The following is a 21762-nucleotide window of genomic DNA, read 5'->3' on the forward strand; positions in this document are numbered from 1 at the left end:
TATTCAGGTAATTCATGAAAAACCTCTCCTTACAATTTAGCATTTTTTTTTCATCTTTTTCACTTATCAATTATTTTTTTATTTTTGTAAAGATTGACAGACCAATAGCATAAAACACCCAGACTAAAGAAGAAAACGAGTTCCCTTGCAGTTTTTTCTTAAAAAGTGATCAGTTGATTTCAGAAATCCGCTCCCTTTCCGCCGACTGTCTTCCAATCCTCCTCACCGCAAGCGCCGAGGAGCTCCCGGACCGCCCGCGGAAAGCGAGTGCCTGGAGAGGAAATCAACATTCTATATGAACAACCCCTAAAAAAAAATTCAGTTCATTTCTTCCATCCCATGAAACAGTATTTTATCGACAAACTGAAAAAAACACCCAAAGGGTGTTTTTTAAAAAAATTCAATTAAAGAGCACATTCTTCAATTTCAAATCCCAGGTCTTCGATGATTCCCCAATCGGCTGTGGGCTCTTGACCGGCCGTCGTTAAATAATCGCCGACGAAGATGGAATTGGCTGCATAAAGTGCCATGGGCTGCATGGAACGGAGATTGACCTCACGACCGCCGGCCAGACGGATTTCTTTACTCGGATTAACGAATCTCATCATCGAAATCAATTTCAGGCATTTAGTGGGGGTCAACTCGGAAGTTCCCTCTAGCGGCGTTCCGTCAATTGCATTGAGAAAATTACAAGGAATGGAATCTGCATCAAGGCTTCTTAAGGATAGGGCGATTTCCACCGCTTCCGCCTCAGATTCCCCCATGCCGAAAATGGCACCAGAACATGGGGACATTCCGGCATCCTTCACAGCTTCCACTGTATCTACCCGGTCTTCATATGTATGTGTCGATGTAATTTTGCTGTAGTTTTCCTGTGACGTATTCAAGTTGTGGTTGTAGCGATGAACGCCTGCTTCCGCCAGTTTGCCGGCATGTTCCTCATTCAGGAAACCTAAACAGCAGCAGATTTTAAGATCAGTCGTTTCGCGGATTTCTTTTACCGCTTCAATGACATGATCGATTTCCCTGTTGGTAGGACGCCGGCCGGACGCAACGATGCAATAAGTACCCGCTTTGCGACGAATTGATTCTTGCGCTCCCTCGACAATCTTTTCTTTAGTCAGCCAAGCATATTTATCGATCGGGGCTTCCGAAACGATCGACTGTGAGCAGTAGCCGCAATCTTCGGGACATAATCCTGACTTCGTATTGATGATCATATTCAATTTAACCTTTTTCCCATAATGGTGCTTACGTATGAGATAGGCTGCATTCAGAATTTCCAAAACCTCTTCGTCTGGGGCTTGTACAATGGATAATGCCTCTTCCTCCGTCACTTTATATCCTTTGATAACGTTTTCCGCTAACATCTTCCAATCCCTAACCAATGTTTCCAAACCTAATCCCTCTTTTCTTTTATTGTTCTATGTTCCTTCCCATGAATCATCCGCGATTAATTAGCTGAATCCTTGGACCGGATTGGATCATTTTGCACACTCAAGACATTAAAAAACAATGTGTTAACTTATATTATTTTAAGTTAACATATCGATTGAATAATAACATACAAACAAAATATTATTCAATGGTCTTTTTTCAATATTTTCCTAGTCTGCCCTTTAAATCCTAAGAAAGCTGGTATTTTATATGTTAACCGATTATATAAAATAGTTGACATATAAAATAAGATTCAGGCAAACTAATAGTGGGCATTCTGCCAGCCATTTCTAAAAAGGAGGTTAAAAACTTGAAAGCAAGGACGATTTCTTATGTGGCCCTTTTTACCGCGTTAACTGCCATTGGCGCCTTTATTAAGATACCTATCCCTTACATACCATTCACACTGCAAATTCTGGCAGTCTATTTGGCAGGCGCATTATTGGGGCCCCGGCTTGGGATGCTCAGTCAGTTATGCTACGTCTTGATCGGGCTTATCGGGGTTCCCGTTTTTGCTGAAGGCGGGGGGTTCGGCTATATATTCAAACCCACTTTCGGCTATTTGCTCGGATATATACTGGGAGCCTATGTAAATGGATGGCTGATCAACCGGTTTTCCCTCTCCACGATTCGTTCCATATTCTTTGCTAATGCCGCCTCTTTGCTGACAGTTTACTTTTTCGGCTGCATCTGGCTGTATGGTGCAATGAAATGGATTGTGGAAACGCCGCTTTCAATCAACCAAACGATTCTTTACGGCTTCTTATTACCTGTACCCGGTGATTTAATGCTATGCATTCTATGTGCTGCCATCATTCAACAAGTTCGTCCGCGCATTGCAAAATATATAAACGTAAAGGAGCTGAATCATCCATGGGCCAAGCCTACTTTATAACCGGAACTGGCACCGATATCGGAAAGACCATCGTCACGAGTGCGCTCTATCTGTCTCTTCAAACTTTGGGAAAAAGCGTCACGATATTCAAGCCATTTCAAACTGGAATCAATGAGGAGAATAATACATACCCGGATATATCTTGGTTTGAGCAAGAACTCGGTGTAAAGGAATCAGGGTTTTACACATTGGAACCTGAAACCTCCCCACATTTGGCGATTAAATTGACTGGCAGTCAAATCGATGAGAAGAAAGTCGTGGAAAGGGTTCATGAACTTGAGGAAATGTATGACATCGTATTAGTCGAGGGAGCTGGCGGATTGGCTGTGCCGCTCATTGAACGAACGGAAGGTTTCTATATGACGGCAGATTTCATTAGGGATTGCGGCATGCCTGTCCTCTTCGTATCCACAAGCGGCTTAGGCGCGATTCATGATGTCGTGACGACCCATTCTTATGCCCAAGTCCATGATATGAACGTGAAAACCATTTTATTTAATCATTACCGGCCAGAAGATCGGATTCATCAAGATAATATCGAAACCATCGAAAAGCTGACTGGACTGAATGGCCTCGCCTGCATCCCGACACTGGAAGATGCAAGAAAAGACTTGAGGAACTGCATCCTTGATTTGCTTGGTGATCAAAATTATACCCAACAACTGAAAGAGGTGTTCAAAGCATGAACAGTCAGGATTTAGAACAATGGGATAAGGAATATGTATGGCATCCGTTCACCCAAATGAAAACGTATCGGGAAAGTAAACCGCTGATCATCGAGCGCGGCGAAGGCAGCTACCTGATTGATGTGGATGGCAAACGCTACCTTGACGGCTATGCTTCTTTATGGGTGAATGTGCACGGGCATAACGAGCCGGAATTGAACGGCGCCCTGATTGAACAAGTAAATAAAGTCGCGCACTCCACGCTTCTTGGATCTGCGAATGTACCATCGATCTTACTGGCAAAAAAACTGGCAGAGATCACTCCTGGCTCTTTATCGAAAGTCTTCTATTCCGACACGGGATCTGCAGCTGTTGAAATCGCCCTTAAAGTCGCTTATCAATATTGGCAGAATATCGATCCCATCAAGCATCAGAATAAAAACAAATTCGTCTCACTTGACGAAGCATACCACGGCGATACTGTCGGAGCTGTGAGTGTGGGCGGAATGGATCTATTCCATAGAATCTTTAAGCCCCTCTTATTTCAACGGATTTCCGCCCCTTCCCCATATGCCTATCACATGACTGAATATGGGGATCAAGAAGCCGTGAAAAACCATTGCTTGAAGGAACTGGAGAAGTTACTGCAAGAACAATCAGAGGAAATTGCAGGATTAATCATCGAACCGCTGGTGCAGGGAGCAGCAGGCATCATAACTCATCCCGAGGGCTTTTTGAAAGAGGTCGAACAATTATGCAAAAAGTACAATATCCTCTTAATTTGCGACGAGGTGGCCGTAGGATTCGGCCGCACCGGTACCATGTTTGCCTGCGAACAGGAAGATGTCGTCCCTGATATCATGTGTATGGGCAAAGGGATCACTGGGGGATACATGCCACTCGCAGCCACCATCATGAACGAGCAAATCTTTCAATCCTTCTTGGGAGAACGGGAAGAACATAAAACTTTCTATCACGGCCACACCTATACAGGAAACCAGCTAGCCTGTGCACTGGCCCTGAAAAATATCGAACTGATGGAAAGCCGCACTCTCATTAAAGACATCCAGAAAAAATCTAACTATCTATCACAAAGACTGCAAGCGCTATACGAACTTCCGATCGTCGGCGATATTCGCCAGCGCGGCTTCATGATTGGAGTGGAAATCGTTAAAGACCGTGAGACAAAAGAAACGTTCACACTCCAAGAAAACGTCGTTTCCGCAATCATCCATACCGCACGGGAAAATGGCCTGATCATCCGGGAACTTGGTCCAGTCATCACGATGATGCCGATCCTTTCCATGTCAGAAAAGGAACTTGATTTCATGGTCGAAACCGTCTACCGTGCCATCCAGGAAGTTTCCATTCATAAAGGATTGATTCCAGCAGCAAACTGATTCAAAAGGAACCGGAAGAGCAGGGCTCATCCGGTTTCTTCCTTTTCCTTTCCCTTTCCGCCGACTGTCTGCCAAGCCTCATCAAAGCAAGAGTGCCGAGGGTGGTCTCCTGCGGAAAGCTAGAGGCTGGAGGCAACGTTCGACTTTTTTGTTTTCCTCCCTTACACATCGAGAAAGGCAGCTACCCCCGGCTTTCTTTTCCAATCTTTAAATAAAAGGCTATGTTAAATAATATAGTTGTTTTTTAGTCAAAAAAATGAGACCTTCTCTTATCAGGGGTCTCATAATCATTTTACTTTTTAAATTACTCGTACTCACATAGCTTTGAAACTACAAAATCGGGAAAAGTCTCGTTCTATAGCTAGAAGGAATGAAATAATACTAAAAAAGATGACCCCGTTTAATTCGGAGGTCATCTTTTTTTTGCTGCTGGCTAAGTGTTAGCGAATGCCTTTCATGTAACCTTGAATTTTTGGTGATAAGACCATAAGGATCAGTCCAAGGACCATTGAAGCAACGCCGATCACGCCAAAATAAGCCATTTCAGTTTGAGGTGTGTAGAATCTGACGATTTGTGCGTTCAGTGCTTGTGCTGCTGCACTTGCCAGGAACCAGAGGCTCATCGTTTGTGCCGAGAATGCTGCCGGAGCCAATTTTGTTGTTGCTGAAAGTCCAACAGGAGATAAACAAAGTTCTCCAAGCACTACAAGGAAATAGCTAAGTACAAGCCATAGCGGATTGACCAATGCGTCCGATCCACCGAAATAAACTGGAAGCAGGATCACCAGGAATGATAAACCGGCGAACAATAAACCTATTGAAAATTTTTGAGGAATGGTCGGCTGACGCTTTCCAAGTTTAATCCATAACCATGCGAATACTGGTGCAAGGGTAATGATGAACAAAGGGTTCAAAGATTGGAACCATGCCGGGTTTATTTCGATTCCAGCAAAATTCAACTGTGTCCGTTTGTCTGCATAGCTTGCTAATATAGTTGCACCTTGCTCTTGAATCGCCCAGAACATGACAGCTGCTATAAACAAAGGTATATAGGCAATCAAGCGTGAACGTTCAACAGAAGTTGTTTTAGGGCTGCGATACATGAAAATGAAATAAAGGGTCGGAATAACGATCCCCAGGATACCTACAAGATTAATAAAGGTTTCAATCGTTAAGATGCCTTTAGCGGCAGTGATGCCGATGATGGCAGCTAAGATAAGTGTAGCTATACCCAATTTCGTAAATACGCTTTTCTTTTCATTCTGTGATAATGGGTTCGCAGGAAGAGTTCCAGCAAGGCCCAAGTTCTTTTTCTTAGTTGCAACAAAGACGATGAGTCCAATTAACATTCCAATTGCCGCAAGTCCAAAACCAAGATGGAAGCTGTAGTCCATTCCGACTGTACCGACAACAAACGGTGAAAGGAATGCACCCATGTTAATACCCATATAGAATATACTGAAACCGGAATCCCGGCGTTCGTCATTTTCTGCGTAAATTTCACCGACAATGCTGGAAACATTCGGTTTTAATAAACCAGTACCAAGTACAATGAGTACCATGGAAACAAAGAACATGGAGAGACTGCCTGGTACAGCAAGGACAATATGCCCAAGCATGATCAAGATACCACCGTAAAATACGGCTTTGGAAGTCCCGAAGATCCTGTCGGCAAGCCATCCGCCAATTATACCTGACATATATACTAAAGATCCGTAAATGGATACAAGGGCAAGGGCTGTGGTTTCATCAAGACCTAGTCCCCCTTTAGAAACTTCGTAATACATATAGTAAACAAGAATGGCCTTCATGCCATAATACGAGAAACGCTCCCAGAACTCAGTAAAGAAAAGGGTGAATAATCCCTTTGGGTTACCAAAGAAACCTTTTTGAGGTACACTATCCACAATTTTCTGTTTATTTATTGTTGCCATACCTAGCCCTCCTTTATTATTGTATAATAACTTTTATTTTCTATATTGTAAATAAATATTTAGTATATTTAAATAATTAATTTCAAAATAAATAGAATAGGTTAACGCCCTACATGACAAATCCCGTATTTCGCAGTAAAAAACAACCCTTATAGTCTAATAGGGAGCTGCCATCAATGATATATTGCCCTAACTTCACCAATGGTATTACGTTTCATATCACTTTGGTTGCCCTGCACATGCAATGAGAATCGGAAAAATGGGGAGATCCATTTTGAAAATAAATCACTTCAACCGTTACATACACCGTATAATAGGTATTAAAAATGAGGAGGTACGATAATGTTCGGGATCATAACGGTTGTGCTGATTTTTTCCATCCCTATAATCGGCATACTGACAAGCCATTTAGAAAAACAGTCAAAGACCAAATACAATATGCTAAAGGTTGAATTGGAACTTGAAAAACTGAAGCATGAAAACTTTCTTATGGAGACGGAAAAAATGAGGCTGGAACTGGACCAGATGAAATTCGAACAAAAAAGAGACGAGCCAAGGTTACTGTAATCAAGTAACATTGGTTCGTCTTTTTAATTGGGCATTTTCCGTGTTAAAAGCTTCCCGCCCGTCATAAGAATGACAAGTAGGGCCGTTTTAATGGATATATTGATCGCCGACAAGTAGTTCTGACAGCACCTTTGTCGGGATGACGAACTCGACGGCCCCCATATATCCCGGTGCTGCTTCATAGCTGTTAAAGGCGATGACTAGCTTGCCATCTTCGTTTATATAAAAGTTTTGGTTTTCATCAATGCCTTTAAATGCAGTAAGATCATCATCTTCGACCCAATATATCTTTTCCGGATCTTCTGCCATCTGCTTCTTCATCTGTTCTTTGATGTTCTCACTGATCACCTGAAGATAACGATCATCTTTAAATAAGCTATTTAGCGTTAATAGCACTTCATTTTTCTTGTCGACTGTATCGAATTGACTTTCTGTAGAACTGGAAGCAGCAATCTTATCCGTATAACGCTGTACGGATAAGATCGTTTCATTATCCGTCAATATCACATATCCGCTTTCCACCGACATATTGCCCTTTTCCCCTTCCTTCAGTTTTGACATGGAGTCCGTGAATTCCTTATAAAGCTGCTTGCTTTCCGATAAATATTTTTCATTCAAGCTATCTTCGAGCTGTTTATTCTCCAGGCCGGATATCGCAGGTGTTTTGATTACTGCCGAGGAATTATTCGCTTCCTCATTCCATTCGACGAAGGTAATCACTTTGATGACCTTATCGACTATCGGGATTTCACTCATGGCTTTTGCCGCTGCCGGACTGATGTTTACGGAAGCTGTCACAATCAGAAGCGCTGCAGCCGCTGACATGAGGATATTCCTGCCAACCCTTGGCTTCTTCCTGGGCTTTTCATTCAAGGCCGCTTGAACGACATCATTCAATTCCTTTGGTATAGGTGTTTTAAGATATTCTTCCCGCAGATCTTTTAGTTTTTTTTCCATCTTTTTGTTTCCTCCCGTTCAGTCATGTTGATCCGCAATAGTTGCAGCGCTTTATATAATCTCGTTTTAATCGTGCTTACATTCTCTTCCAGCACTTCCGCTATCTCATCCAGCTTCAGGTCCTCGAAGAAACGGAGAACGACTACCGTTTTGTACTTGACCGAAAGTCCTTCAAGTGCCTTTTGCAAATCCAGGTCAGGGTAGTGATCTTCCTCACCGCTGCGTAAATATTCTATTGTTTCGTCATCGGTGATGGTCAGTTTCTTTTTCTTCCGCAAAACATCCAATGCAGTTCGGACGATGATCTTATATAACCAGCTATCTATAGAAGCAGCGTCTTTGATTTTACTGCTGGACGCCAGTGCTTTCCTGATTGATTCCTGCACGATATCAAGCGCATCCTCTTGGTTTTTAACATAGTAAAAAGCAAGTCTGTACAAATTTTCTTGCCGTTCGGTTATCCGGGCCGCGATTAATTGATTCATATCTTGATTTTTCATTGCATGAAAGAGCTCCTTACATTTAAATTACGTATCCTGGGTACAAAGGATAGACGTTTGTGCAGCCATAAAAGTTTGAAAATGAACAAGGAAATATATAAAAATAAAAAAATGAAATTTTTAACAAACTTTTAAGGCTTTTGGCGCGTCTATATAGTAGAATGATTATCGAGGTGGAGTACATCATGAGTAAATTAAATTATAAAAAAGTCTTTATTTTTCTATTTTGTCTAACAGCTGCTGTGGGAACGTTGGGGTTAGCCATCAAAAGCCTTGCTTTTGATAAGAAAAGAACCGTTTCGGCCTATACAACTGATAAAAATTACCCAGAAGCCGATATTCAAACGTATGTGAAAGATAATACGAAAGGCGGGTATTCAGCCAGCAGGCCCGTTCTGCATTTGGAAAATATCGACAAGCAGCTAGAAGCCTACATAAAGAAAGAAATTAAGGATTATGAACAGAAATGGAAAGCATCCGACGGAAAAGCATCCGAGCTTAACCTCACTTATACGATCCTCCATTTCAGCAACCAGACCATAACGATTTCCTTCGATAAATATGAGCAAGTGGAAGGAAAGAAGCAGTCTGGATCCCAGATCTTCACTTATGATATTCCATCTCAGCAAAAGCTCTCCATAGAAGACATCTTTGCCACGGATACTGATTATTTATCCGTTTTATCCGATATTGTTTTTGAAGAGTTAACGGAGAAGGAAGAAGAAGGCATTTCAAACAGTCTCATTAAAAAGGAAAACAAACTGAAGGCAGCCAACTTCAATTCTTTTTCAGTCTTGAAAGATACGCTTGTATTCTACGTTAAGACTGATCATTCACCTAAGATCCATACAATAGCCATCAAGAAGGAACTTTTTAAAGATAGTTTGCTAGATTCATATCAAAGTCAAGATTTGAATGCGGATCGTGTAAAGGAATGGCAGCCGAAGCATATCGTCGCCAAACTGCCCGTTCAAAATGAATGGATCGACCCTTCAAAAAAGGTGATTGCCCTGACGTTCGATGACGGGCCGCATCCAAATCATACCATGTCCATTCTTAAAGACTTGAACAAGTATGGTGGACACGCGACGTTTTTCGTGCTTGGAAGCCGCGTACAGCATTATCCGGAAGTTCTGCAAAAAATGCTGCAGCAAGGAAATGAGATTGGCAACCATTCATGGGATCATCCGCAGCTGACGCGCTTAAGCAAGAACAAAATCAAAAATCAAATCGAAAAGACCCAAGACGCTGTAGAAAAAGCTACAGGTGCTGAGCCAAATCTCGTCCGTCCCCCATATGGAGCGATTAACAATAATGTGCGTGAATACATGGAGGATATGAAAGTCACGCTTTGGGATGTCGATCCCGAAGATTGGAAAGTACGGAATGAAAAGAAAATCGTAAACAAAGTGATGAGCAAAGCCAAAGATGGCAGAATCATATTAATGCATGATATCTATCAAACTAGCGCCCAGGCTGCAGGAAAAATCATCAAACAACTGCATGACCAAGGTTATCAACTGGTCACAATTTCGGAATTGGAAAAGGTACAGAAAGAGCGTGAACTTTCCGGAATCACCATGAGTGAATAATCAAAAGAAAAGAACCTGTTCCGTGTTTCGGAACAGGCTCTTTTGCATTCAAATAAAATAAGCAGACCTTTGATCTATAGCAAAGGTCTGCTCATTTTATCATTCACCAAGATCTACATTATGATAAACTTGTTGAACATCTTCCAAATCTTCCAATGCATCAATCATTTTTTCGAATTGTGCTTGTGCATCTTCTGGAAGGGTTAAGTCATTTTGTGCAAGCATCGTAAGCTCGGCCACTGTAAAATCGCTGATTCCTGCATCCTTGAATGCTTGTTGTACAGCATGGAACTGTTCAGGTTCAGCATAAACGATGACACTTTCTTCTTCTTCAATGATGTCACGTACATCAACATCCGCTTCCATCAACAGTTCAAGAACATCATCAGCCGTCTTGCCTTCAATCCCGATGACAGCCGTTGCATCGAACATATAAGCAACAGATCCGCTTACCCCCATATTCCCGCCATTTTTCCCAAATGCGGCACGCACATCAGATGCCGTCCGGTTCACATTGTTTGTCAATGCATCCACGATGACCATTGAACCATTCGGACCGAATCCTTCGTAACGAAGTTCGTCATAGTTTTCTTCCGAGCCGCCTTTGGCTTTTTCAATCGCACGGTCAATGATCGCTCTTGGCACATTGTACGTTTTCGCACGCTCAAGTACGACCCTTAATGCCTGGTTGGACTCTGGATCTGGTTCACCTTGTTTTGCCACAACATATATTTCCCGTCCGAATTTAGCATAAATCCGACTAGTATTAGCATCTTTTGACGCTTTTTTTTCTTTAATGTTATTCCACTTACGACCCATTATATTCCACTCTCTTTCATCATTGATATATACGAATAAATTATTTAGATACGGCCCTATGAGAAAACCCACCAGGGGAATTCCTTTGAAGATAGGCTATACGATTACTAGATTATATTATACATCAATTGTATAATTTTGAAAAAGTCCTGCACATCCCTCACTGGCATTTATCGGAGCCTTGGGTATTTTCTATGAAATACTTTGGAAAACATCAGCAGTGGTATAGTATGAAGTGATTGGAAAGGAGAGATGATCCATGAAGGACAATCAAATCATTATCGGGATACCCGGTAAATGGAAGGACCGGAAAGAATTGATTCAAACGGTCGCTTCCCAAAGCGAAGGGTATCTATTAGCCGGGAACGTTTTTCATAATAGCGATAAGAACATTACTTTTCAGGCGGAGATCCACGATTATGAACCCACTTTGAAAGAGAGCTTTTCCTACGCCAGTAAAGACGCCTTTTCGGAGAAAGCATTAGAGGAGATCAATGACCATACCTTTACCGTTTATATAATAGCCGATGTATCCGATACCGGAACGGTTATCGATTTGATCGATGCCGGGGCAGCGATCCTAAGGGCAGGCGGAATGGCAGTGAAAATAGAAACGGCTGGAATTGCCCATTCAAAGGAAGATTGGCAGCATCTTCATCATAGCCCCGATATTCTCTCGGTATATGCCCATTTTGTCACGATCATCGGGGAGGAAGATTATTATTGTTCATTCGGAATGAAAGCTTTTGGTCTTCCGGATGCCGTGACACTTAACACCATGAGTCCGAAAGAGGCGGCTGCCCTGCTAAACACATTTAATTATTACCATGTAGGCGAACGTCCTCTCTTTAAAAATGGCGAAACCTTCAGCATTCAACAAGATGCACCCGACTTTATATTGACGGGCCTTCAGGACTTTAGATATGAAGAAGACCATCCCTTCTACAACCCGTTTGGATTATGGAATTTAGGGACAAGTAAATAGAGGAGCGATTTGCTCCCCCCAGACTGCAGGCAAATTCGCATAAAGCGAGTTTGCCTGCAGTTTTTTTATTTAAAATGCGATCCAGATGATATCAGAAACCCGCTCCCATGCCGCCGACTGTCTGCCAAGCCTCATCAAAGCGAGTGCCTGGAGAGGAAATCAACGGCCTGGTATGTGACCATCCCGCCCACCTTTTTGCCGATAAACTGAGTGAAGCGATTCGCTCCTCCATTTTTATTTTTCAGCCGAGTTTTTCGCGCTTTTCTTCTTCATGTTCCTTTTTCACAAGGGACATGCCGCTCGCTTGGTATTTGAGGATCTTTTGAATGACCGTGCCGAGATGCGCTCCAGCTTCAACCGGGGGAATTCCCCCTTTATGGATGTTGGAGATGACCATCCTCTCTGCTTCAATGGTGCCCAAACGTGGTTTATAACAAATATAAGCGCTCAATGATTCAGCACTGACTAGACCAGGCCGTTCACCGATCAACAAGACAATGACCTCAGGTCCAAGGATTTCACCGATATCATCCATCACGGCAACCCGGCCCTTTTCAATATAAAAAGGTGTACCCGTATCCAGACCTGCCACTGCCAAAGATTGTTTGAAAGATAAATAGACATCTTCCACATTTTCTTCGATCGCCTTGGCACTTAAGCCATCGGAAATGATGATTTGAACCGTTGGGGCCTTTATGCATTTGGCTTCTATCACCCGCTTTGCTTCATCCGAAAGCTTCCTGCCATAATCCGGACGCCGTAAATAAACTTCCTTATCATCGGCCTTCGTTTTCACCTTGAATAAATCCAAGCGTTTCAAAAGAATTTCACTGACTTCACCATATACAGCATCGACGGCCGCCGCATGGTCAAAACGGAATTTCAGCCAAGAATCCGTTTTCGGCCGGGTCCCCGACCTGCCCACCCCTATCCGCGCAGGGGTTTTGGCCATCAAGGCATCCAAATCTTCCTTTTTATTCATTCCCATATCATCCACTCCTAATGGTTAAATATCGTTGGATCACCGGCACGCTTCGTTAATTTTCCATTCTCCATAATCCCCATCTTCTCCAGCCAGGCTTCATATAATGGGGCAGGCCGCTTATCCATCGTTTGCCTCAATGTCGCTATATCGTGGTAACTCAAAGACTGGTAGTTTAACATGCAGTCATCCCCCATCGGAGTTGCGATGATGAAATTCACGCCAGCTGCCGTTAAAAGCACACCCAAATCCTCGATATCATTTTGATCCGCCTTCATATGATTCGTATAGCAAATATCCACACCCATCGGCAATCCATGCATTTTTCCCATGAAATGATCTTCTAACCCGGCGCGGATGACCTGCTTGCTGTTATATAGATATTCAGGTCCGATGAAACCGACGACCGTATTGACAATGTACGGATCAAAATAGCGGGCAAATCCATAATTCCTGGCTTCAAGCGTCACCTGATCGATTCCGAAATGCGCTTCCGCCGATAACTCGGAGCCTTGCCCCGTTTCAAAATACAGATGCTGCGGGCCAGTGCCGGTCCCATATGCCTTTGCGACCTCATTAGCTTCTTCGAGCAATTGTACGTTAATTCCAAAAGAGCGATTGGCCGCTTCCGTTCCGGCGATGCTTTGAAAAATCATATCGGCAGGCGCCCCTTGCTGTACGGCCTTGATTTGCGTGGTCACATGCGCAAGCACACAATTTTGGGTCGGGATGTTCCACTTCTGGATGACATCCTGTGTCGCATGAAGCAGCCGCTTTACGCTTTCGACCGAATCATCGACAGGGTTGATTCCAATGAGTGCATCCCCGACTCCATAGGAGAGGCCTTCTTTTAAAGAAGCCAGCATGCCATCGACATTGTCGGTCGGGTGGTTAGGCTGAAGGCGCGAAGCAAGCGTTCCTTTGTATCCGATCGTGCTATTATTCTTGGTGAGCACTTCGATTTTATTAGCTGCATGGATAAGGTCAAGGTTCGACATTAACTTGGCTGCCGCAGCAATCATTTCACTATTCAATCCCCTGCTTAATCGTTTTAAATCCTCGCCGGTCGTTTCATCACTCAAAATATATTCACGCAGCTCGGCAACGCTCCAGTTCTTCACGGATTGATAGATGGTTCCATTGATGAGACCATCTATGATCCGCGACACCTCATCCTCTTCCGGGGAGAGCAGGGGATAGTTCCTGATGTCCGACAAAGTCAATTCGCTAAGCACCGCTTTCGCCGCAATCCGTTCTTGGACCGAATCCGCTGCAATTCCCGCAAGCCTATCTCCTGATTTCTCCTCATTCGCTTTGGCCATGACTTCTTTCAACGATTTGAATTGATGGATTTCCCCAAAGTATCGAGTGGATAATTTCATCGTATGATCCTCCTTTTCCTAACTGTGAAAGGTTAGCGTTTTTACTACAACCGGAACGACCCCTGTCCGCAGCAGCCTTCCTATATCTAAATAATCACCATGTTCCACTTCTGTTTGATCGATGCAGATGACCGGCAGATCCGGTTCGTTCGCTAGAATGGCTTGACCAAGTGCCTTCCCATAATCACTATCCATGACAATGACCAGGGGCTGCTGCCGATTCGGTTTTTGCATCAAAGCCTCGGTAAAAGCGACTGCGAGCTGATGAATGTCCCGAAATGATTGATAAGGTAAATTCGTTAAATAAAAGGCAAAATTCAGCCCCTCCTTTAAAGGGTCGTATATCGTGATCGCATCCTGAACAGCTTGTGCCATTCTCACGGTCACATCATCAATTACGTCATGAAAGTCGACCCGATAGACCGGGATATTGCGAACGGGCAGATGAGAATCATTCACCTCGATGGTCGCACCGCTTATTTCAGTCGTATGTGCGCCTGCTCCTAGGACAGTCGCCCGAACTGTTTCAACTGGCTGTTCCCACTCCCATGCAGCCAATTCTTCATTTTCCTTAATAGAGGAGGCAAGCATCATGCCTATATCCCGGAAGCTTTTGTCCTCCCGTTCTTGATGATAAATGCAATCACTGACACCTCCCGAGAACATCAACACATCGATTCGTCCTGTCCATGATGGCTCCTTCCCCACTAAAAGTAGTTCATCTTCTTTTGTGAATGAACCAGCCAAAAACCTCGAAAGTACCTTCGCCATTTCATTTGTGATGATCGCCCCATCACCATTCAAAGGAGAGTGCCCCGTTGATTTCATCCATTTCCTTATTGAAGGGGCCACTTTCACCCTCGCTCCCTCCCACTCCACCAGACGGCCTCCTATATGCAGTGTGCAAGTTCCGCAAAGCATGCCGGAACGGTATACGGCAATATTCGCCGTTCCCCCGCCAATGTCTATGTTCGCTACAGTCTTTCCTGTCTTTATGGAATGTTGATGGGCACCCGATCCCTTGGCGGCAATGATTCCCTCCAAGTCCGGACCGGCTGCCGCCACAAGGAATTCCCCCGCAGCTTTAGATAACCGGTAAACCATTTCTTCCGCATTTTGTTTCGTTGCCGTTTCCCCGGTAATGATGACAGCCCCAGTTTGTATGATATCGATCGTGATCCCGGCTTGATGGTATTCACTTTCCACCAATCTTTGAACAGCAGGTATATCAATTACCGTATCGGATAAAAGCGGGGTCCTGAAAATGGGACTTCGATACAGAATTTCCTTATCGGTAATTTCGATTTTAGGCACCTGTCCGCCACCCGCCACATTCCTAAGCGAAAGCTCGCTGATGACCAGTTTCGTCGTACTGGTGCCAATATCAATTCCTGCACTGATGATTCGTTCCACCTGTTCAATCATTAAAAATCACACCCCAGTTTTACACCACTTGGATTTCATTGCCGTTTTCTTCTCCGTTTTTCGTTTTATATTCATTTACGCCGATAACTCCTGCTTCACGATCCTTTTCCTCCAATTCCAAAGCTTTCGGAACAGACAGCCAGTAAGCAAGACCGATTCCAATCGCTCCGGCAGATAGCTTGCCGACAATGATCGGCAATATCAAGGAGGGCTGAAAGTTTGCTGTGAATGATAAATGATCCCCTAATAGGAAGGCCGCACACACGGCAAAGGAAATGTTAATGACCTTATCCTTCGGCGGCATATCTTTCACAAGTTTGAACATCGCTAATATATTGGCCACCGTGGCTAATATCCCTGCACTCCCCGCTTTGCTCAGCCCGATTTTTCCGCCCATCGCTTCAAGCGGCTTGCCTGCATATTTTTGAATCAGGTAAATCATCGGAAAAGCACCTGCCAGCATGATTCCGATATACCCCGCCGTTTCCAGGGCACGGAACTGGTCCGCCTTATCGGCCATGATCGGATGGAACCCCCAAGCACCAAATACATTGGAAAACAGTCCGGTGAAAATTTCCACGATCGAAAACACGAGTACAAGTTTGATTGCGGCATCCAATATTTTTCCAAACCACATGAAACCTTTGATCATCAAATCCGGCAGGAAATAAAGACCTAACGCAAGCAAGATCACAAAAATAAGAAGAGGAGAAAGATTCAGGGCAATTTTCAAATAACTCAATGCGAATTCATATGTAGAATCCGCATTCGTGGAAATCACTTCACGGATTTTCGAATTCGTGGCCACCACCAGCACGCTTGAGATAAAAGCCCCAATCGGAATCGTCAGGATTCCTGACATGACACCAAGTGCCATGTATTTATGATCACGCTTCTCCAGCATCGCAAGCCCCATCGGAATCGAAAACACAATCGTTGCCCCAGACATGAATCCAACAATCATCGCCATGATCCAGCCTTCATAGGATTCCTGCAGCTCGGCCGCCAATTGGTACCCTCCCATATCCGTTGCCAAAATCGTTGTTGCAGCGAGGGCGGGATCTGCACCGATCGCAGCGAAAACCGGGCCGCATACTGTATCGATGAACCATGATAAATAAGGAATCGATGCCATGATTCCAGCTGCCGGGATAAATATATGGCCAACTGTATGCAGACCTTCCATGAACTGTTTGCCCAAGCCTTGTTCACTGTCCTTAATCGATGCAATTGCACCGGCAACGGCACACACCATGATGATATAAATTACGAATTTACCAACCATCTCCATACATATTCCCCCTGAATTCCGATTTGATTTGGCCTATCGTCTTTTAAAAAAGGGTATAAAAAAAGACGCCTCTTATAGCCCAAACGTAGGTTGCCCGGCAGAAATGCCTGCCTATAACCAATTTGGTCCATCAAAGCGCCATTGCTTCATCTATTTACTTGTTTTTGATCATTTGCAATGATTCGACGTGCCACCGTCTCCATGGAAAGCTGCTTATCCATACTTAATCTTCTCAACTTATTGTAAGCGATTTCTTCGGTTACATTCTTCCTTTTCATGATGATTCCTTTTGCCTTTTCAATGACTTTACGATTTGTGAGCGTTTCATCCAATTGAGCATTTCGTTCCTGATGCTTTTTTGTATTGGCTGCTTGCTGCAAAGCTATCTCCACCGCCGGAATCAAATTCGCCTCCGTAATTGGCTTCACAAGATATCCGACGATATTCGCGCGCTTCGCCTCATCGATATATTCACGCTGGCTGAATGCAGTCAAAAGCAGGACCGGAATCTGAAAGGTATTGGATATTACATCGCTAGCCTTAAGCCCATTCATTTTTGGCATTTTGATATCCATCAAAACGAGATCCGGCTGCAGTGCATGTGCCAATTCAATCGCCTTCTCGCCGTTACGGGCATGTCCTACCACATCGAATCCTGCATCCTTGAGCATGATCGTTATATCAAGCAGAACAATCGATTCATCCTCCACGACCAAAATCCTCTTGACCACTTCTCCCACCTACCTCTTGTATGGAAATCTTACAGAAGCCAGGGTACCTTCTTTAATCCGATGAATCGAAAACTCCCCATCCAAATCATTTTCCACCGTCATCCGGATGATATCCAGCCCTAAAGTCGGTTTCACTGCCGGTGAATATCCGATGCCATCATCTTTAACTTGAATTTCCAATTCAGGACCATCCTTTTGAAAGCATACGGTAATCTTCCCTTCCGTCCCTTCCTTGAAAGCATGCTTCACACAATTATGAATGAGCTCATTCACAACCAGCGCGACAGAAATGCCAATGTCGGAATCAATGGAATGAAGCTCACCGCCGCCATATTCAATGCTCAGGCTTTGACGGGCATGACCCTCCGTATGAACGATCATATCGCCAATTTTCCTAATAAGCTCCAGCAGGTCCACATGATCGACCTGACTGCTTGCCAAAATGATTTCATAAACCGACGATATGCTTAACACCCGGTTCAAACTGACCAATAAATGGGGCTTGCTCTCTTCAGGGGCGCCAATCCTCATTTGCAGCCGAAGTAAACTGGCGACTGTCTGCAAATTATTCTTCACCCTATGATGAATTTCACGAATCGCCACTGACTTGCTAATCAGCTCTCTCTCTTTATCCCGCAGTTCTGTCAGGTCCCGGATGATGATGAACGTTTCATCGGAATTCCTGTTGCCCAAATGGAATTTCTTTATTTGGAAAATCTTTTTACCAATGTTCATTTCCTTCATTAAAATGTCCTCTTTTGAAGCAAGGACATCGGTTAAGCCAGGAAAATAATCGAAAATGGTTTCACCTAAAACACATTCCGTCATACAAATATCCGATACTAGATTAATGGCAGCAGGATTCGTATAGACAAGCCGGTTTTGGTTATTAATCAGGAAAATGGACTCCTCGATAAATTCAGGAACTAAGGAATTTTGTTGATCTTGCCTGTCAAACTGTCTTGAAGTTTCAGGTTCTTCATGAATCACCTTTTCCATGATCAAAACGGCGATGACCCTATTGCATTCCCCCTTGATTGGAACGACACTTTGCTGGACCATTGCTCCCTCTTGAGTCAATGCCCGATTCACGAACATATCCTTTCCGGTCCGCAATACATAAAATACAGCCGGTTCAAAAGCCTCATAGGCAAATTTCCCGACAACCGGATGATCATAAACCGATTTCACGGAATGACCGCATGCCTCTGCGACGACAATGGCATGCTTCCTTTCGAGCACCGGACAATCAATAAACACATTCGCTTTATTCAAATCGGCTATCAACGATAAATTCGTTGATAAGTTTTCAAGAACCTGAATATCCTTGTCCAATAACTGAGTATGCACCTTACATAATTCTCGGACAGTCATTGTCCGTTCCATAGGCAAAACCCCAATAAATGTTTATTCATGGATATTATTATTGATTATTATAGATATCGTCCCTATTTTTGTCAATATTCAAAATATTCTAATGTAATGTATTCTAACATTAGATGGTGATACTTAAAGGGATATTTTCCAAACAATAAAACTGTATCGTCTGAATCCTATAGGTAGTAGGTCTGCTTCACTTTTTTGAATTCAGTTTAATTGAGTACAGGTTTTATTACTCAATTCAATCAGCTGAATCGAATCTTGACATTTCATTTTTGAAATCCAATATCTTAAAAAAATATATCCAGTGTATCGGCAAAGGGTGTCCATCTTAGAAAGGCGTAAGGAATCCTTTTTGGTTTAATTTCCGCGTTATATTTAACAGAAATTTTTGAACAGTATTTCTGAGCGATAAAAAAATGTCCTCTTTTTATAAGAGGACATTTTTCCCTTGCCATTAAATTCCTAACATTGGGTACGCTTTTATATACTTTTTATTATTTATTTGAATGACTAACTCTCTATAATCTTTATCCTCAACTCGTATTGCTGATTCGAAGATTTTTGTTCCTTTTTCTAAAACATTGGATTCCCCATGGGTATTAGGAGTGCTAGTGCTACTTATTTTCCGAATAACTTCCCCTAGATTATTTCCTATATCTTGAATCTCAACAGGTTCATCAGTAATTCTATAAGATTGTCCTTCCCAAACAATTGAAGGTGGTATATTTTCCAATAATCTCCATTTATTACTGCTAACAAAACCAACAACTAATAATATTCCAACTAGACAAAGTAAAGATATTTTTTTGGAAATTTTACCTCAATCCTTTTTACTAATACAAAATTTTTATATATGTTTTTGTAGTATGATAGTACGTTACATAAGTAGTACTTATTAGTTTTCCAGCGCCTGTATATGACTTCACTAGATATTTGGTAGCTATTAAATCTCCATAGATAGCAGGTCTACTCCATTTTTTTGCATTAGCTTTAATGGAGTAACCCGAACCTTTGGGACTATATGAAACTGAAACACTCCCATATGCCCCTCCTAAACCTACAGAAATCGAGGTACTCGAATTAGAAAAATTATAATAACTTACATTGTAATTTTTACCAGAAAAAGCTGGATGCCAACGTAAAAAAACTTTACTCTTTTCTGTCCAGCTTGACACTTTTGTATGATCCTTCCACCCAATACTGGATCGAGACGATATTTTACCATTAGTTGGTTGTATTAACTCACTATACTCAACTTTAGGTTCTTCGGTGAATAATAGTGGCGATTCAATATCCTCATAATCAAAAGTTCCAAATAAATCCTCGGACGAATAATCTAATGCATTTTCCCCTTCATTTTCAGCAGCAAAAATAAATGTTGGAATAATAGTTAAGCATATTAAAAAACCAACTAAAACTGCTAATAATTGTTTTTTCATATAGCCCCTCCTAATCTAAACCCAAAACACGCAACGTGTTTTTCTATATTTCAATTAAATCATCTGAATTGAATCATGGAGTTTCATTTTTGAAATTCAAATTCCAAAATTTGAGACACGTATATGGCGTATTTGCAAAGGTGTGTCCGTGTCCACCTTAGAAAGGGGTAAGGATCCTTTTCGGTTTAATTTCCGCGTTATATTTAACAGAAATTTTTGAAGGGTATTAATGAAGGGCTTCGAGGCGTTTCGGGTGGTGCAATGCTAGTGGTCGTGCAGGAGCAATTGATGGAATATGGTTGTGTAATGGATACATCATTCATAACTTCGTCCAGATGCTTCCTTTTTTGCATGTAGTGTCCATGCTTCTTATGATAGTTAGTCTTTTCTCCCCGTTAATGAAGTCAGATCACATGCATTACTCATGAATTTCACCTCTTCTGGTTATAGTAAAGAAGAAAATATCGGAGGAGGTACATTCCATGAAAAGTTCAAAGGAATTTGTTGAAAGCATTCAAGAGCAGCAGAAAAAGGAAGAAGGCAATTTCCGCCGTCAAGGCAATGGGAATCCCGCTCAGAAATTACCGAATAAAAAACATTAGTGGGACCCATCATCAAAAGATCCCAGCCTTAACAAAGGGCTGGGATTCTTTTCAATCCGATGTACTTTTTTTCTTCTTCATCTCTTCGATTTCTTTTGAGAATATGTCTTCTATTTCTTTTTTATTTCCATATAAAAAGAGGTTATCGCCTAATTTGATTTTGTACTCATATAACTCTTTCCTGATTTTCACTTCTCCGCTTTCAATAAATAAGATATTGATGTCCGCTCCCTGTGATATGACATCATCAGCTTTAACATCTATGAATTCAGAGTTCTCATAAATATCGATTTCCATGACCACATCTTCCTCTTCTAAAAAGAGGACCTCCTCTATCGGGTGTTCCCATAATTCATAATGATTGTACATTTCACTTTTCATCTTATTCGATATTCTATTATGCAGGAATGGAGATTTCACTAGTACGACTAAGACCAGCAGTATCCCTATAATGATGCTTAACTCCATCAAGCGCAAATCATCCGTAAGCAATGTACTGATCGATGAAATGATGACAGCAAGTGAGAAAGCGCCAAATAAAATTAAGAACATGCTTATTTTCCTTCGTACGGGATGATCAATGATGGATTTTGACTCGTCCGTTGTAAAACCAGTACCCGTCAGCATGGAGATAACCTGAAATCTGGCCACTGTGCTTTTTAATCCAGTCAATTTCATCAAGGTAACCGATATTTCAATAACAAGAACAATGATTATAAGATAAAGCAACATAAAAAGTAAATTCATCAAAATGATCACTTCCTCATCTATGGTTT

The 21762-nt window shown here is 42.5% G+C and carries 21 protein-coding genes and 1 pseudogene; 7 read left to right on the forward strand and 15 right to left on the reverse strand.

All coding sequences use genetic code 11. The annotated features are described in order from the left end of the window. Window positions 1–404: 404 nt before the first annotated feature. The gene (gene bioB, locus ACQKNS_RS23275; RefSeq protein ID WP_063234977.1) at window positions 405–1370 is read right to left on the reverse strand and encodes a biotin synthase BioB; all 966 of its coding nucleotides are present in this window, start codon (window positions 1368–1370) and stop codon (window positions 405–407) included. Between the two features lie 377 nt (window positions 1371–1747). Here bioB and ACQKNS_RS23280 point away from each other — a divergent pair, with 377 nt between their 5' ends. Genes ACQKNS_RS23280 through bioA form a run of 3 tightly spaced genes read left to right on the forward strand, consistent with a single transcriptional unit; the run spans window position 1748 to window position 4397 of the window. Further along, window positions 1748–2332, forward strand: coding sequence for a biotin transporter BioY (locus ACQKNS_RS23280; RefSeq protein WP_377400058.1), 585 nt, complete (start codon window positions 1748–1750; stop codon window positions 2330–2332). Then, window positions 2311–3018 carry a dethiobiotin synthase gene (gene bioD, locus ACQKNS_RS23285; protein ID WP_427645650.1) on the forward strand — a complete coding sequence of 236 codons (708 nt, stop codon included), beginning with the start codon at window positions 2311–2313 and terminating at the stop codon, window positions 3016–3018. The genes ACQKNS_RS23280 and bioD overlap by 22 nt, the downstream gene beginning before the upstream one ends. After that, the gene (gene bioA / locus ACQKNS_RS23290; protein ID WP_427645651.1) at window positions 3015–4397 is read left to right on the forward strand and encodes an adenosylmethionine--8-amino-7-oxononanoate transaminase; all 1383 of its coding nucleotides are present in this window, start codon (window positions 3015–3017) and stop codon (window positions 4395–4397) included. The genes bioD and bioA overlap by 4 nt, the downstream gene beginning before the upstream one ends. Window positions 4398–4837: 440 nt before the next feature. Here bioA and ACQKNS_RS23295 read toward each other — a convergent pair whose 3' ends face one another. After that, the gene (locus ACQKNS_RS23295; RefSeq protein ID WP_427645652.1) at window positions 4838–6331 is read right to left on the reverse strand and encodes a peptide MFS transporter; all 1494 of its coding nucleotides are present in this window, start codon (window positions 6329–6331) and stop codon (window positions 4838–4840) included. A 342-nt stretch (window positions 6332–6673) separates the two neighbouring features. On the opposite strand from ACQKNS_RS23295, the gene ACQKNS_RS23300 reads away from it, so the two are divergent. Further along, complete coding sequence (locus tag ACQKNS_RS23300) at window positions 6674–6898, forward strand: hypothetical protein (protein WP_427645653.1); 225 nt, start codon at window positions 6674–6676, stop codon at window positions 6896–6898. Window positions 6899–6985: 87 nt separating this feature from the next. On the opposite strand, the gene ACQKNS_RS23305 is transcribed toward ACQKNS_RS23300, so the two are convergent. Together ACQKNS_RS23305 and ACQKNS_RS23310 are read right to left on the reverse strand one after the other, a co-directional pair. After that, a complete protein-coding gene (locus ACQKNS_RS23305) occupies window positions 6986–7855 on the reverse strand; it encodes an RsiV family protein (RefSeq protein ID WP_427645654.1) in 870 nt (289 codons plus the stop codon). Then, the gene (locus ACQKNS_RS23310; RefSeq protein WP_427645655.1) at window positions 7840–8355 is read right to left on the reverse strand and encodes a sigma-70 family RNA polymerase sigma factor; all 516 of its coding nucleotides are present in this window, start codon (window positions 8353–8355) and stop codon (window positions 7840–7842) included. Before ACQKNS_RS23310 ends, ACQKNS_RS23305 begins: the two co-directional genes overlap by 16 nt. Before the next feature lie 185 nt (window positions 8356–8540). Between ACQKNS_RS23310 and ACQKNS_RS23315 the strand changes: the two genes are divergently transcribed. After that, complete coding sequence (locus ACQKNS_RS23315) at window positions 8541–9947, forward strand: polysaccharide deacetylase family protein (RefSeq protein WP_427645656.1); 1407 nt, start codon at window positions 8541–8543, stop codon at window positions 9945–9947. 99 nt (window positions 9948–10046) lie between these two features. On the opposite strand, the gene ACQKNS_RS23320 is transcribed toward ACQKNS_RS23315, so the two are convergent. After that, entirely contained in the window at window positions 10047–10766 is a 720-nt protein-coding gene (locus tag ACQKNS_RS23320) for a YebC/PmpR family DNA-binding transcriptional regulator (RefSeq protein WP_053536610.1), read from the reverse strand. 259 nt (window positions 10767–11025) lie between these two features. On the opposite strand from ACQKNS_RS23320, the gene ACQKNS_RS23325 reads away from it, so the two are divergent. Next, window positions 11026–11751 (forward strand): DUF4261 domain-containing protein, encoded by a 726-nt coding sequence (locus ACQKNS_RS23325; RefSeq protein ID WP_427645657.1) that lies wholly within the window; start codon window positions 11026–11028, stop codon window positions 11749–11751. Between the two features lie 91 nt (window positions 11752–11842). Here the strand turns inward: ACQKNS_RS23325 and ACQKNS_RS23330 are convergent, their stop codons facing one another. The 9 genes and pseudogenes from ACQKNS_RS23330 to ACQKNS_RS23370 all read right to left on the reverse strand — a co-directional run bounded on the left by ACQKNS_RS23330 (window position 11843) and on the right by ACQKNS_RS23370 (window position 20384). Then, window positions 11843–11983, reverse strand: coding sequence for a hypothetical protein (locus tag ACQKNS_RS23330; RefSeq protein WP_427645658.1), 141 nt, complete (start codon window positions 11981–11983; stop codon window positions 11843–11845). A 9-nt stretch (window positions 11984–11992) separates the two neighbouring features. Continuing rightward, window positions 11993–12718, reverse strand: a pseudogene (gene eutC / locus ACQKNS_RS23335) (ethanolamine ammonia-lyase subunit EutC); the annotation flags it as partial. A 32-nt stretch (window positions 12719–12750) separates the two neighbouring features. Then, on the reverse strand, window positions 12751–14115 hold the full coding sequence (locus ACQKNS_RS23340; RefSeq protein ID WP_427645659.1) for an ethanolamine ammonia-lyase subunit EutB: 1365 nt from the start codon (window positions 14113–14115) through the stop codon (window positions 12751–12753). An 18-nt stretch (window positions 14116–14133) separates the two neighbouring features. After that, window positions 14134–15540 (reverse strand): ethanolamine ammonia-lyase reactivating factor EutA, encoded by a 1407-nt coding sequence (locus tag ACQKNS_RS23345; protein WP_427645660.1) that lies wholly within the window; start codon window positions 15538–15540, stop codon window positions 14134–14136. A 19-nt stretch (window positions 15541–15559) separates the two neighbouring features. Further along, window positions 15560–16831 carry an ethanolamine utilization protein EutH gene (gene eutH / locus ACQKNS_RS23350; RefSeq protein ID WP_427645661.1) on the reverse strand — a complete coding sequence of 424 codons (1272 nt, stop codon included), beginning with the start codon at window positions 16829–16831 and terminating at the stop codon, window positions 15560–15562. 146 nt (window positions 16832–16977) lie between these two features. Then, complete coding sequence (locus tag ACQKNS_RS23355) at window positions 16978–17562, reverse strand: ANTAR domain-containing response regulator (RefSeq protein ID WP_192206791.1); 585 nt, start codon at window positions 17560–17562, stop codon at window positions 16978–16980. A 9-nt stretch (window positions 17563–17571) separates the two neighbouring features. Continuing rightward, on the reverse strand, window positions 17572–18948 hold the full coding sequence (locus ACQKNS_RS23360; protein WP_427645662.1) for a histidine kinase N-terminal domain-containing protein: 1377 nt from the start codon (window positions 18946–18948) through the stop codon (window positions 17572–17574). 451 nt (window positions 18949–19399) lie between these two features. Continuing rightward, a complete protein-coding gene (locus ACQKNS_RS23365) occupies window positions 19400–19678 on the reverse strand; it encodes a hypothetical protein (protein WP_427645663.1) in 279 nt (92 codons plus the stop codon). Between the two features lie 100 nt (window positions 19679–19778). Beyond that, window positions 19779–20384, reverse strand: coding sequence for a hypothetical protein (locus ACQKNS_RS23370; protein WP_427645664.1), 606 nt, complete (start codon window positions 20382–20384; stop codon window positions 19779–19781). Window positions 20385–20866: 482 nt separating this feature from the next. On the opposite strand from ACQKNS_RS23370, the gene ACQKNS_RS23375 reads away from it, so the two are divergent. Then, window positions 20867–20986 carry a DUF4023 family protein gene (locus ACQKNS_RS23375; RefSeq protein ID WP_061465287.1) on the forward strand — a complete coding sequence of 40 codons (120 nt, stop codon included), beginning with the start codon at window positions 20867–20869 and terminating at the stop codon, window positions 20984–20986. 51 nt (window positions 20987–21037) lie between these two features. Here the strand turns inward: ACQKNS_RS23375 and ACQKNS_RS23380 are convergent, their stop codons facing one another. Next, entirely contained in the window at window positions 21038–21733 is a 696-nt protein-coding gene (locus ACQKNS_RS23380; protein ID WP_427645734.1) for a TrkA C-terminal domain-containing protein, read from the reverse strand. Window positions 21734–21762: the final 29 nt, after the last annotated feature.

This window comes from Peribacillus sp. NPDC094092 (genome assembly GCF_050279365.1).
In the GTDB taxonomy this organism is placed as follows: Bacteria; Bacillota; Bacilli; order Bacillales; family DSM-1321; genus Peribacillus.